Consider the following 17,059-nt stretch of genomic DNA (forward strand, 5'->3'; position numbering starts at 1 on the left):
TAAATGATGCAGATTAGGTTCGTTTGCGACGGTAGCTATATAGGTTGCCGCAGCGAATCGGAACGAATAAGATGATGGGCAAACAAGTACATGATTGATGTTAAAGGAGTGGACGGACTGTGAAAGTATCAATGGATTGGCTATCTCAGTATGTGTCGCTGGAAGGCGTACAAGCTGAAGATTTGGCTGAGCGCATTACACGCGCAGGGATTGAGATCGATAGTGTACAATCGCGCAATGAAGGCATTACGACCGTTGTTGTCGGCTATGTGAAAAGCAAGGAAAAGCATCCAGATGCGGACAAGCTAAACGTATGTATCGTTGACGCAGGACAGGGAGAAGACGTACAAATCGTCTGCGGCGCCAAAAACGTCGCTGCCGGACAAAAAGTACCGGTCGCACTCGTAGGCGCCAAACTGCCGGGCGGGCTGCATATCAAAAAAGCCAAGCTGCGCGGCGTGCTGTCTCAAGGCATGATCTGTTCAGCAAAAGAGCTTGGCATCAATGACAAATTGCTGCCCAAAGAGCAGCAGGAAGGCATCCTCGTGCTGCCGGAGCAAACCGAAATCGGTACGCCGATCGTCGATCTGCTCGGTTTGAACGATCAAATTCTTGATTTCGATCTGACACCGAACCGTTCGGACTGTCTGAGCATGATTGGTGCTGCGTATGAAGTAGGCGCGATTCTCGGTCGTGATGTGAAACTGCCGGATGTGCAGCTCGTAGAAGCAGGCGATGCGGCAAGCGACCATATTTCGGTCACGATTGAAGCGACCGAAGCGTGCAGTCATTTTTCCGCGCGTTATATTAGTGGGATTACGATTGCCGCTTCTCCACTATGGCTGCAAAATCGTCTGATCGCTGCCGGTGTGCGTCCGATCAACAATGTAGTCGATATTACGAACTTTGTAATGTTGGAATACGGCCAGCCGCTGCATGCGTATGATGCAGACAAGCTGAACGATGGTGCGATCGAAGTGCGTATGGGTCGTGAAGGCGAAGTGCTGACGACGCTGGACGATCAAGAGCGCAAGCTGGATGAGCGTATGCTCGTTATTGCCAGCGGCGGTAAAGCGGTCGGTCTTGCCGGTGTGATGGGCGGCGCAGATAGTGAAGTGTCGCAAGGAACGGTCAATATTTTACTGGAATCGGCACGTTTTGATGGCGGTACAGTACGCAAAACATCCCGTCGCCTCGGTCTGCGTTCGGAAGCGAGTCTTCGTTTTGAAAAAGAAGTGGATGCAGCCGCGGTTGTACCTGCGCTTAATCGTGCGGCAGAGCTGATCGTGCGTTATGCACACGGTATGATCCATGAAGGTGTGATCGAGCAGGTCGTAAGCGAGCCGCAAGCGCAGACGCTTGAGCTATCGCTCAGCAAGTTAAACGGCTACCTGGGCACCGAGCTGTCGCTGCTAGAAGTAAAAACGATCTTCGCTCGCTTGCAATTCCCATGCGGTGATGTGGCACATGATCTGATTGAAGTGCGCGTACCGACACGCCGTGGCGATATTACACGCGATGTTGATCTGATCGAAGAAGTGGCACGTCTGTACGGCTACGACAACATCCCGACGACCCCAATCGAAGGGGCAACAACGCCGGGTGCACTGACTGCACCACAGCGTCTGCGCCGTACGGTTCGCCATTTGCTCGTGCATGGTGGCTATCAGGAAGTAATCAGCTATTCGTTCACACATCCGGACAAAAACAAACAGTTCCCACAGCTGCGCGGTCAGCATTATGACGTTGCGCTGGCGATGCCGATGAGTGAGGAGCGCAGTGTGCTGCGCACTGGTCTTGTAGCGCAGTTGCTGGAAATCGCCACCTACAACCGTAATCGCAAGCAGGACAATCTTGCCTTGTTCGAGATCGGCATGGCATTTTTCAGCGAAGAAGAAAAGCTGACACGTCAGCCGCATGAAATTCCGCTGCTTGGCTTGCTGCTTACCGGTCGCCGCCAACCGGCACAATGGAACACAACCGCCGAGCGCGTCGATTTCTTCGATATTAAAGGTGCACTGGAAGGCGTGTTCAGCTATTTGGGCATTCAGCCGCAGGTGACATACAAAGCGGATCAGCCGGAAGGTTACCATCCGGGTCGCTCGGCATCGGTTTATTTGCACACAGGTACACAGCAGCTACGCATCGGTACAATCGGTCAAATTCATCCAGACATTCAGCGTGAAGCTGATTTGGAAGATACGTATGTTGCCGAGATTGAGCTGACGCCGTTATATGAGCATGTGAACGGACAGATTACGTATCATGAGTTGCCGCGTTATCCTTCCGTACAGCGTGATATCGCGGTTGTCGTAGATGATGCAATCCCAGCTGGCGATCTGATCGCTTCCATTCGCGAGTCTGCTGGTGAACTGCTCGAATCAGTGCACGTATTCGACGTATTCAAAGGCGAGCGCCTTGGTGCAGATAAGAAAAGTGTAGCGATTGCACTCGTTTACCGTCATGCCGAGCATACGCTGACCGATGAAGAAGTAACGGCAGTACATGATGGCGTACTGGCTCGTCTGTCGGAGCAATTCGGTGCCGAACTGCGGAAATAAACGCAGTCTATCGCTAGAATAAAAATGCTAAAATATACCAACTTCCGTGAGTTGTCAGAACTGCCTACAGACAGTTGCAAATGAAGCAGGAAATAAGAGGAGCCACATCGAATTATTCGTCGATGTGGCTTTTTTGTTGCACGAGCACTAGAATATACAGAAGGACATTTTGTACAATGGGATCAGAGACATCATGTTTAACATACTACCCGCAAGCTAGGCTCACATACATGCGCAAACATCATACCGATGCGCATTGAATAGGAAGCGATACGAGACCATTCCGAGGGATGGCAGTATGCGATAAGGATGCCAAATGTTGATGGGGAACGCTGATGCTCCGTCAACATTTTGTGCTTATAACGGTATAAACTATCAGGATCACGCATAGATAATAGCATCAGTGCAAAGGAGGGCAACGCTGTGACAACACCTGAACGGATTCGAGTGAGTGTAAATATTTACGGTACGACATATAAGCTAGTAGGCAGCAGTGCCGACTATATGAAAAAAGTAGCCGAGTACGTCGATGAGCATATGCATAATATGGCGCAGACACATACGCATTTGGACACGACGAAGCTTGCCGTTTTGTCGGCGGTACATATGGCGGAAGAAGCGATTCAGGCAACGGTCGACCGCTCCGAGCTGGACGTGGCGATCGATGAACGGGATCAATTGCAGCAGGAGTTGGAGCGTCTATATGAAGTGCAGCTTCAGCAGAAGGATATGATTCGCCAATTGCAGGAAGACGCGGCACAACAGCAGGGGGAGCAGCAGCGCCTAACCGCTGAATTGTCGGTAGCGACCACTGAATTGACGCAAGCGCAAACCGAACTTTCGACAACGAAGCAGCAAAATGAAGTGTTGGAGCAGCAAAGCGCCGACTATCGCGAAACCGGTAGCCAGTTGCAAGACGAGCTGGAAAAAGCGCGCAAACAACTGCAAGCTCTGCATGATCAATATTATAATTTGGAAAAAAATACGCAGCAGGCGACCGAAGAACTTCAACTAGAATTAATGCAGTCAAATGAAAATGAGGAGATGTATCGTCTGCGCAGCGAGCAATTGGAAGAAAGTATCCATACTTTGCAGCAGGCGCATGATTTGGCACAGCAACGGGTGCAAGAACTGGAGGAAGATAACGACTTTTCACATGCACAATTGGAGGAGCTGCGCATCAAACAAACCGATTTGGAACAGCAGCTTCGCCAGCTTCAGGAAGATGCCGATACATGGCGCGAGCGATCCGGGCAACAGGAGCAAGAACAGCAGCGACTGTCTGTCGAATTGTCCCTTAACCTTACCGAATTGGAGCAAGTGCGACAGCAACGAGGCGAGCTGGAAAGCCAGCTTCAGCAGCGTGAATCAAGACTTGCCGAGCTGCAAACCGAGCAGACGGAGCGATTGGCAGAAATTCAAACGTTGGAGCGGCGTTATGACGAATTGCAGCAGCAGACGAACGCCACACAAGCCGAATTAAGCGAGCGCACCGCTGAATTGGAGCTAGCGCTACAGCAAAATGAACAGCTGCAACCTGAGCTAAGCGAGCTTAGACAACAGCAGCAGGAACAGCAAACCCGTCATACCGAGACGTTGCAGCAATTGGATTATATGCGTCAACAACTGGAACAGGCACAAGGCGAAAATGAACAGCTACGTCCTGAATTGGAGCAATTGCGAGGGCAGTGTCACGAACTGGAAGCTTTGCATAGGCAAGCACAGCAGCAGCTTGGCGAGCAAGCGACACGCCTGGAAGCGCTACGCGAAGAAAATGGGCAAGTATGGACGGAACTTGGCTCATGGCAAGAGCAGTACAGCAGTTTGCAAGAGCAGCATCGCGAACTGCAAACAAGCATTGTGCAGCGTAGCGAGGAGCTGGAACGACTGCAAACGACTAGCGAGCAGTTACACGCCGAACTGGAAACAGCGGAGCAGCGTTATGGCGAGCTGGAAAGCGAACAACAGCAGCTGCGTGAGCAATTGGCAGCGCGCCAAATCGAACTGGAACAACTGCGCAGCGAACATACACAAGTATGGAGCGAATTGGAAACATGGCAAACCCGCTATACCGAGCTAGAACAGCAGCGCCAGCAATTGGAGCAGCAGTTGAGCATAACAACTGAACAGCTGGCAGTCGTACAAACCGAGTTGAAGCAGGCAAAAGCACAAGTTGGCACATGGGAGCAAGTGTCAGGCGAGCATGAACAGCATATTCAACAACTTGAAATGCGCCTAAATGAAGCGCAGCAGCAGCGCCAACAGTTGGAGCAACAGCTAAGCGACACGAGCGAACAGTTGCAAATCGTGCAAACCGAAGCGAGCGAGGCAAAAGAAGAAATCGCCAGATGGCAGCAGTTGTCAGGTGAACACGAACAGCATAGGCAAGAGCTTGAACTGCGCATGACGGAAATGCAGCAGCAACGCCAGCAATTGGAGCAACAGCTTAGTGAAACGAACGAACACCTGGCGACCGTGCAAACCGAGGTCAAACAGGCAAAAGAAGAAGTCATCACATGGCAGCAGTTGTCAGGTGCGCATGAACGGCAAATTCACGAGTTGGAACAGTATTTGAGCGAAATGCGGCAACAGCGCCAGCAACTGGAGCAACAATGGCAGCAGCGGGAAGCCGAGCTGGAACAGCAATTGTCCCTGCAGACCGATCAGTTGCAGCAGCAACGTCGTGAAGTTGCAGACATTCGCGAAGAAGCGGACAATTGGCAGCGATTGTCCGAGCAGCATAAGGAAGAATTGGCTTCGCTGCAAGCGGAGATGCAGCAGCTCAACGAGCTGTATGATGAACAGCAAGCAGAGGCGGAAGAAACGTTGCAACTGCTGACTGCGGAACGCGATGATTTGACCGAACGTATCGATCAGTTGCAGCAGCAGTTGGAACAATTGACAGTTTCGGCGGCAACGATGCGTGAAGAAGCGGATACATGGGAGCAGCTATCGCAGCAGCGGGAAGCGGATGTGCAGCAGCTGGAACAGCAGTTGTCGACGCTGGAAGCACAGCATCATAAACAAGCGCAATTGCTGGAAGCAACACTCCAAGATATCGAAAACTGGAATGAACGCTACGCCCACTTGCAGGAGCAATATCAGAACACATGGCAAAATGAACAGGGACAGCTAGATGAGATCGAAAGACTGGAACAGCAAATTACCGGGCTACATGCCGAATTGGAGCAACGGCAAGCTCGCCTGACTGAATTGGAGCGCATCCAGCAGCAACAGGATGAGCAGCTGCAACAACTGGCGGTAAGCGAGCAGCAATGGCGCGAGCAATACGAACAGTTGCGTTCATCAGAGCAGGAGTCTAGCGAGGAATCGCAAGATATGTTAAACCAGTATGAGATGCTTACCCATCAGCTGCGACTTGTACAGCTTGAAAGCGATACGCAGCGACAAGAAAAGGAACATATTCAGCGCGAGCTGGAACAGCTCCGAGCACAACATCAGCAACTTCAAGCTGAGCTTAACGAATGGATGGAAATGATCGATCATGATCAAAAGTAAACGACAGGCGTATGTATAGCGGTGTGATTAGTTTTGCCCATTCCCTGCTAACCGTAATATGATACCTAAATACGGTCAGCGGAGCGACATATGTTACATTAACCCCGTACTGAACGATTCCGCTGACTGTACCTATATATTCAGTAACGATAATATGCCAAAAAGCACCGACAATACTGTGCAATGCCGCCTCACTGCCCATTAGTTTACCGTATAGGTTTGCTAATGAGCATTTTAAAAGGGCATTACACCGTCATTGGCAGTGCTTTTTAACGTTTGCTCTATTTAACCAACTTGCTTACTACCGCTCATCAACCGCATCGTCCGCAAATACCCATAAGACGAAATAAAGGCGAGCAACGCCATCACCATTAATCCCCAGAAAATATTAGAGTAGGCGGCTGCCAGCGATAGCCCTTTTTGCCATTCCATCGCACTGGAAGCGAGCGCGACACTGAATGCACCACTGAAAAATTGCATCAGTTGAAATAGCCCCATGCCCGATCCAACTTGCGAAGCTGGCAAAATGCGCGAAATTTCATTAGACACACTGCTGGACAGCATCGCAAAGCTCAAACTGTTCAGCAAATAAATAAACAAAATCGACAGCCACGAATTGCCTGCAAACAAGGCAAACAGTACAATTGCGAGCAATACGAGCAATGGCGCATATCGCAAAATCGACGAATTGCCATGCTGATCAATAATCGAACCTATTTTACGTGAAGCAACAATCGCCAGCAGCGAGCCAGGGAAAATAATAAAGCCAGCATGACTCGCACTAAAATCGAACCGATGCACAAGAATTTGCGGAATCAAAAACAGCGTGGCAAAACTGCATAAATACGACAAAATGCCAACGAGCGATAATGTGACATAAGCGGAGTTGGCGAGCAGAGCAGGCTGTACAAACGGCTCGGCAGCTATCCGAATCCGCACAATGAACAATGCCAAGCCAATCAGACCGATGCCTAGCGCCAACCAGGAATGATTAGTCAAAAATAACAAAATGCCACTTGTGCCTGCCGCCACAAACAAAGCGCCAGCAGTATCAAACACACCGCGCTTCGGCATTTCTTTGGGCAAAAATAAATAAAACAGCGGCACCAACACCAAGCTAATCGCCGTAATCAAAAACAAAAAGCGCCAGCCCATATAATCAACAATCGCCCCACCAACGACCGGCCCAAGTCCTAGACCAAGCGATACGGCAGACATAATAAATGCCATCGCCTTGCCGCGTCGTTGCAGCGGAATATACCGAGTAAACAGTACCATCGCTAATGAAATGACCGCGCCAGCCCCGACCGCTTGCAACACCCGCATCGCTAGCAACCAGGCAAAACTAGTACTAAACAGCCCGCCGACCGCAGCCAAGCCCAGAATCGCCAGACCGATCACAAGCAACCGTCGCAATGGCACAAAGTCAGACAGCCGACTATATGTAATGGAAGAAATGGCAAACATAATCGAATAACCGGTCACAATTAACGAAGATACCGAATCAGTCAGATGAAAATAAACGGTAATTTTGGGTAGCGCTAGATTGAACATCGATGTGTTCATAATCGCCAACACGACGGCGAGTCCGAGCAATACGGTTAACAGACTTTCTTTGTGCAAATGATGCTGTTGTGCATTGTCGGTATCGGAAGCAGCAACATCAGTTGATGCGGTAGTCGACATTCAGATTCCTCCTAAAACAATACGTTTTGTTGTTCGATATTCGTCGAACAATTGAAATATAGCATGCAATCATTTAAAATTCAAGGAGCACATCGTTTGGTCATACGGTCGTTGTGGGATGGCTGCCGGATGGCAGTAACATCATCAATATATGCTGCTTACCATAAAGGAGACCTAGGGATGAAAATGTTGTATCACCCGGATCGTAATGATATTGAATTGACATCTGTGTTGTACGCGTTGAGTGACCCTATTCGACTGCACATTATTTTGCAGATTATGAGCGAGGGCGAAAGCCCATGCAATGCATTTCAAGTGCCGATTGCCAAATCGACATTATCGCATCATCTACGCACACTGCGCGAAAGCGGGATTGTGTTTACACGTAGTCAAGGAACACAGCGGCTTATTACAGTACGCGAGGACGATCTAAACGATCGCTTTCCAGGCGTATTGGAAGCGGTATTGCGCGCTTATGCTGCCAATACCGCTTCCATTACCATTGCCGCGGCTAATGATCCGTCTGTTTCGCCGTTAATGGCTGACACAGCTACCCCCGCTATTACCGCTCGCAAAGAGTAGGCAAACGCGTAAGAAGTGGGCACATAGGACAATATACAACTGTAGCAGCGCAAAGCGCAGGAAAGCTTCATTGAAGCTGAATCGCCAGCTAAAACAAAAAAACACGCAGTCGTTATTAGAACGACCGCGTGTTTGCTTATGCTTGTAGTGTAATTATGCAAGCTAGATATAGGTTTAAGTTCGGAATAGCATAGACTGTGCTTATAAAAGTAATTTTTTGTAAGCAAGCATGAACACTCATTATTTATGCTTCATCAACGATCAGCTTTGCGACCATCGTGCTGTGACCGGAGCCACACATAATCGAGCATGCCATATCAAATTGACCAGCTTCTTGCGGAGTGACCGTCACCGTAGAGTTGCTGGAATTCAGCTTTACATTCAGCGCCGGAATGGCAAGTCCGTGGTTGCCTTGTTCATTTTCAAATACGATCGTGACCGGCTGTCCTTTTTTGACATGGTATTCTTTTTGATCAAAAGTATAATTGGTCGCTTTGACGACGAGTTGTTCACCGCTGGCGGCACCGTTTTCGGATGTGGCTACACCTGTATCGGTGACACCGCTTTGCCCGCTGGAACCCGTATTGCTCTGGCTCTGTCCGCCGCATGCTGTTGTTAGCATCAGCATAGCAGCAGTCATGCCGATCAGAAGATATTTTTTCATCGTATAAGCCTCCTCATTCGTAATGGTGTCGATTGCAATCCCTTTCATCATAGCGTATACTGGCAACTCCTGTCATTCAAACCTTTTGTGAAAATTCGGTCACGGTGTATAATAGAATGGAATTGTCGCATCCAACCCTGTGTACAAAACTGAACGGGGAAGCGTAACCCATATCGTGTATACAGTGGATTGCAGCAATTGTAGGACTGCTATAGGAGACAGTTTATCATTTTAACCGAGATTCATTTGAATTTTGAAGCTGATTTAAGCTCTTTGAAGCTGGCTTAAGCTCTTATGTATAAAGGTTTTAGTACACGAGCAATATTGAAATTTAACTTGGTCTGCGTACTGTTAGCTTGTCTTACGTACATTTATAGTGTGCCGATTGAGTCATCGCTTGATTATGGATGCATCCAGTTATGTTTAAACTTAATTTTCACTTGAGACAGGCGGCTCTGTTATCGATTATGTTTGCATCCTAGCAATCGATCCGCTATGCAGCCAGTACGATCTGCCGTCATATTGAACCATTGAACCGGACAGGCTCTGTCTTATGTCAGTTCCGGTATATAGAGGAGTGTCATCACGTTGAACGATAAAATATTCCATACGATGCAGTATGGGCATATTCTGGACATGCTTGCCGGTTATGCGGCAACCGCGATCGGCAAGCAGGCAGCACTTGCCTTACAGCCAGACACCGATCTGGATTATGTCAAAAAAATGTTGCAATTTACCGATGAGGCGGCAACGGTCGATCGTCTCAAAGGAACACCGCCATTTGGCGGGATCGTGGACATTCGTCCGGCAGTTAGCCGCGCACGAATCGGCAGTACACTTAGCCCAAGCGAGCTGCTTGGCATCGCCAATACGATTATGGGCGGACGCCGTGCCGCACGCCATGTAGAAAGTGTGCATGAAGATGAGCCGGTGCCGCTGCTCGCGGATTTGATCGAATTGTTATCCGATCAGCGTCCACTGGAAAAGTCGATCCGTGCTTGTATCGATGAATCGGCACATGTGATGGATTCGGCAAGCGGTGAACTGGCGACGATTCGTCGTGAGCTGCGTTCCGGTGAATCGCGTATTCGTGAAAAATTGGACGGGATGATCCGCTCACAGACGGTCGCCAAAATGTTGCAAGATCAGTTGGTGACGATTCGTGGCGACCGTTTTGTCATTCCGGTGAAGGCGGAATACCGCTCGTATTTTGGCGGGATTGTGCATGACCAATCCGGCTCCGGTGCGACGCTATTTATCGAGCCGGAATCGATCGTAGCGATGAACAATAAGCTGCGTGAAACGAAGCTGCGCGAGGAGCGCGAAATTGAAATCATTTTGCAAAAGCTGACCGCGCAGGTGGCAGAGCAAGCAGAATTGATCGGCTATGATGTCGAAACGCTGGCGCAGCTTGATTTTGTATTTGCCAAAGCTCGGCTGGCGCATGCGATGCGTGCCAGCAAACCGATGATGAATGATCGCGGTTTTCTGAAGCTCAAAAAAGCCCGTCATCCATTGATCGCGGCAGATCATGTTGTGCCAACCGATTTGGAGCTGGGCAATTCGTATACGAGCATTATCGTGACCGGGCCGAATACAGGCGGTAAAACGGTATCGCTCAAAACGGTCGGTTTGCTTAGCTTGATGGCGATGTCCGGTCTGTTTGTGCCTGCGGAAGATGGCAGTCAAATGTGCGTATTTGATGCGATTTATGCCGATATCGGTGATGAGCAAAGCATCGAGCAAAATTTAAGTACATTTTCCAGTCATATGACGAACATTATCTCGATTCTCGGCAAAATGACACCGAAAAGCCTTGTGCTGTTTGACGAGCTTGGCGCAGGTACTGACCCGGCGGAAGGTTCGGCGTTAGCGATTGCGATTTTGGAGCATATTCATAGTCAAGGTTGCCGTATGATTGCGACGACGCACTATAGTGAGCTAAAGGCGTATGCGTATGATCGCAAAGGCGTCATTAATGCAAGCATGGAGTTTGATGTCAATACGCTTAGCCCAACCTATCGTCTATTAATCGGTGTACCAGGACGCAGTAACGCATTTGCGATTGCTGAACGACTCGGTTTGCCGTCCAACATTCTCGATCATGCGCGCGGCGAGGTGAGTGAGGAAGATCAACGGATCGAGCATATGATCGCCTCGCTCGAAAGCAATCGTCTCGGTGCCGAAGCGGAACGTGAGGAAGCTGAGCGTCTGCGCAAAGAGCTGGAACAACTGCGTGCACGTTATGAACGCGATCTGAGTCGTCTGGAAGAACAGCGCGACAAACGCCTCGAAAAAGCCGAAGATGAAGCGCGCACCATTTTGGACAAAGCCCGCGTCGAAGCGGACGAAGTGATTAGTTCACTGCGCAAAATGGCGCAGGAGGAAGGCGCTTCGGTCAAAGAACATCGTCTAATTGCGGCGCGCCGTCAATTGGATGAAGCGGCACCCGCCCAGCGCCAGAACAAAAAGGCAGCTGCCGCTGTCGCCAAAAAAGCGAAGCCGATCGGGCCTGGCGACGAAGTGATGGTGCACAGTTTCAAGCAGCGTGGTCATGTAGTTGAACTGTCCGGCTCCAAAGAAGCGCTTGTGCAGATGGGCATTATGAAGATGAAAGTGTCGCTTAACGATTTGGAACTTATCGAATCTGCCAAAACTGCGACACAGCCGCAGCGCAAACAAGTTGCTACCGTCACCCGTTCACGCGACGATCAGACACGTTCTGAACTTGATCTGCGCGGTACGAATGTGGAAGAAGCATTGCTTGATGTGGATCGTTTTCTGGATGAAGCGTTTTTGGCGAATCTAGGACAGGTGTACATTATTCACGGTAAAGGCACCGGTGTGCTGCGTACAGGCATTCAAGATTTCCTGCGCCGTCACAAGCATGTTAAAAGCTTCCGAATCGGTAATTATAATGAAGGCGGAACTGGGGTAACGGTAGCCGAGCTGAAATAAGCCGGCTACTCGATCCCGAATCCGTTTGAAACCATTACAGTGTTCATGCGTACACACTAGGATGATCTGTAATGATTTCACTACCGGAAGGAGTTAGAAAGTGGCGTGAAGGACTATGTTGATCCGTTGCTGGCGCATCCGGTCGGAATGATGGTCGGTTATTTTTCCGTAGCTGTGCTGCAATTAATTGTATTTTTATGGTGCTTTGAACTGGTGACGAAGTATAAATGCTGGGACGAAATCAAGCGCGGCAATATAGCGGTCGCGATGGCAACCGGCGGCAAAATTTTTGGCATCTGCAATGTGATGCGCTTCTCGATCGAGGCGCATAGCTCGGTGTACGGAAGTTTGGGCTGGTCGGTGATCGGCTTTCTGCTGCTGATGGTCGCTTATTTTCTATTTGAGTTTCTGACCCCGGTTTTTAATATTGATAAAGAAATCGCTTCGGACAATCGGGCGATCGGTTTAATTTCGATGATTATATCCATTTCGCTATCTTATGTGATTGGGGCTTCCATTTTGTAGCCAGCATAGGACGAGCATGGAGCAAACGGCAACAAATTTGCAATTCAGAAAGGAACGGAATAATGGATACAACAGTATGTCCGTGGTGTCACAGTGAGATCGTATGGGACCCGGAACTTGGTCCCGAGGAATTTTGCCCGCATTGCGGGAATGAATTGAGCGGATATCGCACACTTAGCATCGAGCTGGATGATGAAGATGAGCAGGAACATGCACCTGTGGTTGCCCGTGAGCAAGCGTTGGAGGCAGCGGAGATGGCACAGATGGCAGATCGTCAACAGGGCGGTTTGGCAAGCCGTGCGGCAACATTGCTAGACGAAGCGGAACTGTTTCAGCAACCGAACTTAAGCTCGCTCAAAACGGTCGAAAGTTATGGCGATGACAGCTTTAATATGGTCGAGTATGAGCAGCAGGTTGAACAGTTGTTGGATGGGCAGGAGGAAATTCCACAATGCCCGCATTGTCAGGAATATATGTTACTGTCCGGCACCCAGCAGATGGGTACAAGCGGGTTCACTCCGGTGCAGATGACAGCAAACGCAGCCTTTTTGCCTGTACCGTATACGGTAAATGTGTATGTGTGCCCAAGCTGTTTTCATGTGCATCAAAGTTTGGATGAAGCAGCACGTCTGCATTTGATCGATGCGCTATCCGGTGCAAAGGAATAAGGCGAATAATCGCTGTCAGGCAAATTTGTCTTCTAATTAAAATAAAAAGTCAGACGTTCCATACGAGCTGTAGCGGTTTCTCTCCATTAAGCATAGAGAGCGAAAGCGAACGAGCGGTATGAGAGTGTCTGACTTTTTTGTCATATAGTACAGGATCAAGATAGGATTAAGCTGATCAACGAGTCAGCTTGTTTGTTACGCTGTAATATCTTTAATTTCAATTTCAGGCGCATTTGCCGGTGATGGCTTGGCGCTGCGTGTCAGGCTGAACAGTTCCAGCTCCGGGCGGGTAATGCCGGTCAGCTCGTCTGCGAGCAACATGGCGGCGATAGCGCTGTAGACCGTTCCGTTACCGCCATAACCTTCCACAAAATAACATTGCGGATAATCCGGATGAGCGCCCATATACGGCAATCCGTCACGACTGGAGCCAAATGGTGCCGCCCAAGCGGAGTCGATCGTCAGCGAGCCGAGGCGTGGAAACAGCTGTTCGACGGCAGCGAGCAGACGTTGGGCTTGATTGATTTTGCGCACTTCCATATTTTCGATGCTCGTTAGCGGCTCGTCCAGTCCGCCCGCGATAATACGATTATCGGCTGTAGTCCGAATGTATAAATACGGACGCGCTGTTTCCCACAACATACTGCGGTTATGCCAGCCATCCCAGTTGCTAATCGGTGTGGTTGCGATTGCATACGTGCTCATCATAAAGGCGCCGCGATCTTTTTTGATCTCCTGTGTTTCATAGCCGGTGGAAAAGACGACTTTTTGCGCCCGGATTTTATGTTCGCCCACATAATGGATCACGCCTTGCTCGGTAAACGTTTGTCCGGTCACTGCCGCGTCTTCGAACACACGCGCTCCATGTCGGCATGCGTCCATCATCAGTCCGTGCACGAGTCGATACGGATTCACTTCGGCATCGCCATGTGTATAAATGCCGCCTGCTTTGCTAAAAGAGAAATGTTTGGCAATTTGCGCTTCATCCCAGTAATCCGCCGCAAAACCATGTCGCTTCAAATTTTCATATTCCTCTTGCAGTCCAGGCACATCCTCCGGTGAGCTGGCAAAATACAAACTACTACGCGGGATCATCTGTACCGGAATCGGAAGCTGTGGAGCGGTGTGTAACAAATATTCCATCGCATCACGGCACAGGCGATAAAAAAGCACACCATTGTCTTCGCCAAATGTGTTAATGCATGCGGTTAATGTTTTATCATTCGTATATTGCAGCAAACCGGTATTGGCAATCGAGCTGCCTTGTCCGACTTTGCGTTTCTCGGCAACGATCGTACGTAGCCCCCGTTTGGCGAATTCTCTAGCACATAATGCACCGCCCATCCCTCCACCGATCACGAGCACATCACACTCCAGATCATCCTTTAGTTGTTCATAAACAGGTGTTCGAGGCATCGTATGTCCCCACATTGTATCTCTGGTGTGCAATTTCATGTGTATTCGCTCCTTTGGAAGTTGGGTAACAGCGTTTTAACGAACCTAATGTCGTTTTAGTTAACCTAATTAGATATATTAACCAAAGAAGATGTATAATGAAGCAGTACATGTGCTGAAAAAGGTATAATAATATCGAAAAATTTTATCGCTTGTCCGCATTAACGCAAAAATTCGCCCAGACACTTGGCAGAAATGTACGATTCGTGTAATATTTATTATTAATCTTTCGCACTTGGAGGCTATATCGTTATGAAGGAACTTAGCGAGCTAAAGCTGCAAATTTTGGATTTGCTTAAGGAAGACGCCAGACGCACACCACAGCTCATATCTACATTGCTGGGGATCGAAGAAGCCGAAGTTAAACAGGCGATTCAGCAACTGGAAGACGACAATGTGATCGTTAAATATGCAACGGTCGTTAACTGGAGCAAAGTGGATGACGAAACCGTTACCGCATTGATCGAAGTACAGATTACACCGGAGCGCGGACGCGGCTTTGAAGGCATTGCCGAGCGCATTTATTTGTATCCGCAGGTGAAATCGGTTTATTTAATGTCCGGCGCTTATGATCTGCTGGTGGAAGTGGAAGGGCATAACTTGAAGGAAGTGGCGAGCTTCGTTTCCGAACGGCTGTCTCCGATTGAATCGGTATTGTCAACCAAAACGCACTTTATTCTCAAAAAATACAAACAGGACGGAATTATTTTTGAAGATCATGAAGATGACCGCCGCCTGATTATTTCCCCGTAAAGGAAGATGAATGCTATGATTGTCAACCGAGATCAGACTGCCGGCGAGCAGAAATCGATGGAGTCGTATTTGTCCCCGCTCGTTCGTGGCATCCAGCCTTCCGGTATCCGCAAATTTTTCGATCTGGTGAGCGCCAGCAAAGACATTATTACGCTCGGTGTGGGCGAGCCGGATTTTATTACGCCGTGGCATGTGCGCGAAGCGTGCGTCTATTCGTTAGAGCGTGGCTATACCCGTTACACGTCCAATTCCGGTATGCCAGAGCTGCGCGAAGCGATCGCCGGTTATTTGGAAAATGAATTCAAAACAGCGTATGATCCCAAAGACGAAGTGCTCGTAACGGTCGGCGGCAGCGAAGCGATCGATCTGGCATTGCGTGCATTGATCGCGCCGGGCGATGAAATATTGATCCCTGAGCCTTGTTATATTTCGTATTCTCCGATTACGGCGATCGGTGGTGGTGTGCCGGTCGGCATCGAGACGTTTGCTGAGAACAACTTCAAACTAACGGCAGAAGCGTTGGAAAAAAGCATAACGCCGCGCTCGAAAATTTTGATTCTTTGTTACCCGAGCAATCCGACAGGTGCGATTATGACATACGAAGATTGGTTGCCGATTGCCAAAGTGGTAGAGAAGCATGATCTGATCGTCATTTCCGATGAGATTTATGCCGAACTGACTTATGGCACGAAGCATGTTAGCTTCGCTGCGATTCCGGGTATGAAAGATCGTACGATTCTTGTGAGCGGCTTTTCCAAAGCGTTTGCGATGACCGGCTGGCGGATGGGCTATGCGTGCGGACATTCCGATCTGATTGCCGCCATGCTCAAAATTCACCAGTACACCGTCATGTGCGCCCCGGTCATGGGTCAGGTGGCAGCGCTGGAAGCTCTTACGAACGGACTGGAAGAAAAGGACAAGATGGTGGAGTCGTATAACCGTCGTCGCCGTCTTATCGTAGACGGATTCCGCAGCATCGGGCTGGAATGCCATGAGCCACAAGGCGCCTTTTATGCATTCCCAAGCATTAGCTCTACCGGTCTTACATCCGAGCAGTTTGCCCAGCAATTGCTCGTGGAAGGGCGCGTAGCTGCCGTGCCAGGTACGGTATTCGGTCTCGGCGGCGAAGGCTTTATTCGCTGCTCGTATGCGACATCGGTCGCTCAGCTAACCGAAGCGTTAGAACGGATAGGTTCATTTTTGCACAAAATAAAATAATTTCCATCCCAACAAATTTCTGCTTCCATTTCGTTGCACCTGTGCTATAATAGGTCTTCGGAAGCAGGAATTTTTTGTTTATAAGGAGGGAATTACTTGTATTGTGCTGAATATTCGGTACCAATGTACCGAGGACTTATGCTGTCGGAAACGAAAACAGCCTGGCTACAGCAACCGGACGACGCGAGGCAATTCATTTCTCTGGAAAATGAGATTCATATGCTTCGCACACGGATGGAGCAAATGTTTATCGAAAAACAATCGTTTACTGTGGAAGATGTACTTGAAGTTAGCATGTTGCTCGATATTAAAATCAATGAGTACATGCATATGCGTTACCATCGCCAACCAGGAAATTAGCTTTCATCGCACTCTAACTACAGACATGGAATCGATATCAGAACAGTAACAGTAGCAACTAGAGGCAATTTTATACATAACATAATAACGGCACTGGAACGTTAGCAGTT

At 49.1% G+C, this 17,059-nt stretch carries 12 protein-coding genes; 9 read left to right on the forward strand and 3 right to left on the reverse strand.

Annotation, left to right across the window (positions count from 1 at the left end; genetic code table 11):
* The first annotated feature begins 119 nt into the window (after positions 1-119).
* Together pheT and zapA are read left to right on the forward strand one after the other, a co-directional pair.
* Positions 120-2,561, forward strand: coding sequence for a phenylalanine--tRNA ligase subunit beta (pheT, locus tag U1I11_RS01645; RefSeq protein WP_322903256.1), 2,442 nt, complete (start codon positions 120-122; stop codon positions 2,559-2,561).
* A gap of 423 nt (positions 2,562-2,984) precedes the next feature.
* Positions 2,985-6,080: a cell division protein ZapA gene (zapA, locus tag U1I11_RS01650; RefSeq protein WP_322903258.1), complete on the forward strand. Its 3,096-nt coding sequence runs from the start codon at positions 2,985-2,987 to the stop codon at positions 6,078-6,080.
* A 285-nt stretch (positions 6,081-6,365) separates the two neighbouring features.
* On the opposite strand, the gene U1I11_RS01655 is transcribed toward zapA, so the two are convergent.
* The gene (locus U1I11_RS01655) at positions 6,366-7,766 is read right to left on the reverse strand and encodes an MFS transporter (RefSeq protein ID WP_322903260.1); all 1,401 of its coding nucleotides are present in this window, start codon (positions 7,764-7,766) and stop codon (positions 6,366-6,368) included.
* A 180-nt stretch (positions 7,767-7,946) separates the two neighbouring features.
* On the opposite strand from U1I11_RS01655, the gene U1I11_RS01660 reads away from it, so the two are divergent.
* Entirely contained in the window at positions 7,947-8,348 is a 402-nt protein-coding gene (locus tag U1I11_RS01660) for an ArsR/SmtB family transcription factor (protein WP_322903262.1), read from the forward strand.
* Positions 8,349-8,592: 244 nt separating this feature from the next.
* On the opposite strand, the gene U1I11_RS01665 is transcribed toward U1I11_RS01660, so the two are convergent.
* A complete protein-coding gene (locus U1I11_RS01665; protein ID WP_322903263.1) occupies positions 8,593-9,012 on the reverse strand; it encodes a cupredoxin domain-containing protein in 420 nt (139 codons plus the stop codon).
* A gap of 588 nt (positions 9,013-9,600) precedes the next feature.
* Here U1I11_RS01665 and U1I11_RS01670 point away from each other — a divergent pair.
* The 3 genes from U1I11_RS01670 to U1I11_RS01680 all read left to right on the forward strand — a co-directional run bounded on the left by U1I11_RS01670 (position 9,601) and on the right by U1I11_RS01680 (position 13,163).
* Positions 9,601-11,970, forward strand: coding sequence for an endonuclease MutS2 (locus U1I11_RS01670; RefSeq protein WP_322903264.1), 2,370 nt, complete (start codon positions 9,601-9,603; stop codon positions 11,968-11,970).
* A 105-nt stretch (positions 11,971-12,075) separates the two neighbouring features.
* On the forward strand, positions 12,076-12,495 hold the full coding sequence (locus tag U1I11_RS01675) for a DUF350 domain-containing protein (protein ID WP_322903266.1): 420 nt from the start codon (positions 12,076-12,078) through the stop codon (positions 12,493-12,495).
* A gap of 62 nt (positions 12,496-12,557) precedes the next feature.
* Positions 12,558-13,163: a hypothetical protein gene (locus tag U1I11_RS01680; protein ID WP_322903267.1), complete on the forward strand. Its 606-nt coding sequence runs from the start codon at positions 12,558-12,560 to the stop codon at positions 13,161-13,163.
* 195 nt (positions 13,164-13,358) lie between these two features.
* On the opposite strand, the gene U1I11_RS01685 is transcribed toward U1I11_RS01680, so the two are convergent.
* Positions 13,359-14,618, reverse strand: coding sequence for an NAD(P)/FAD-dependent oxidoreductase (locus tag U1I11_RS01685; protein ID WP_322903268.1), 1,260 nt, complete (start codon positions 14,616-14,618; stop codon positions 13,359-13,361).
* A gap of 252 nt (positions 14,619-14,870) precedes the next feature.
* Between U1I11_RS01685 and U1I11_RS01690 the strand changes: the two genes are divergently transcribed.
* The 3 genes from U1I11_RS01690 to U1I11_RS01700 all read left to right on the forward strand — a co-directional run bounded on the left by U1I11_RS01690 (position 14,871) and on the right by U1I11_RS01700 (position 16,949).
* A complete protein-coding gene (locus U1I11_RS01690; RefSeq protein ID WP_322903270.1) occupies positions 14,871-15,371 on the forward strand; it encodes an Lrp/AsnC family transcriptional regulator in 501 nt (166 codons plus the stop codon).
* A 15-nt stretch (positions 15,372-15,386) separates the two neighbouring features.
* The gene (locus U1I11_RS01695) at positions 15,387-16,589 is read left to right on the forward strand and encodes an aminotransferase class I/II-fold pyridoxal phosphate-dependent enzyme (RefSeq protein WP_322903271.1); all 1,203 of its coding nucleotides are present in this window, start codon (positions 15,387-15,389) and stop codon (positions 16,587-16,589) included.
* 138 nt (positions 16,590-16,727) lie between these two features.
* Complete coding sequence (locus tag U1I11_RS01700; RefSeq protein ID WP_322904461.1) at positions 16,728-16,949, forward strand: aspartyl-phosphate phosphatase Spo0E family protein; 222 nt, start codon at positions 16,728-16,730, stop codon at positions 16,947-16,949.
* Positions 16,950-17,059 lie beyond the last annotated feature (110 nt).

It is taken from the genome of Paenibacillus campi (assembly GCF_034659835.1).
In the GTDB taxonomy this organism is placed as follows: domain Bacteria; phylum Bacillota; class Bacilli; order Paenibacillales; family Paenibacillaceae; genus Saccharibacillus; species Saccharibacillus campi.

What these genes read in the sequence shown, in the direction of transcription:
- U1I11_RS01655 (WP_322903260.1), bottom strand. Translation starts at nt 7,766, where the DNA reads ATGTCGACTACCGCATCAACTGATGTTGCTGCTTCCGATACCGACAAT.
- U1I11_RS01660 (WP_322903262.1), top strand. Translation starts at nt 7,947, where the DNA reads ATGAAAATGTTGTATCACCCGGATCGTAATGATATTGAATTGACATCT.
- U1I11_RS01665 (WP_322903263.1), bottom strand. Translation starts at nt 9,012, where the DNA reads ATGAAAAAATATCTTCTGATCGGCATGACTGCTGCTATGCTGATGCTA.
- U1I11_RS01680 (WP_322903267.1), top strand. Translation starts at nt 12,558, where the DNA reads ATGGATACAACAGTATGTCCGTGGTGTCACAGTGAGATCGTATGGGAC.
- U1I11_RS01685 (WP_322903268.1), bottom strand. Translation starts at nt 14,618, where the DNA reads ATGAAATTGCACACCAGAGATACAATGTGGGGACATACGATGCCTCGA.
- U1I11_RS01690 (WP_322903270.1), top strand. Translation starts at nt 14,871, where the DNA reads ATGAAGGAACTTAGCGAGCTAAAGCTGCAAATTTTGGATTTGCTTAAG.
- U1I11_RS01695 (WP_322903271.1), top strand. Translation starts at nt 15,387, where the DNA reads ATGATTGTCAACCGAGATCAGACTGCCGGCGAGCAGAAATCGATGGAG.
- U1I11_RS01700 (WP_322904461.1), top strand. Translation starts at nt 16,728, where the DNA reads ATGCTGTCGGAAACGAAAACAGCCTGGCTACAGCAACCGGACGACGCG.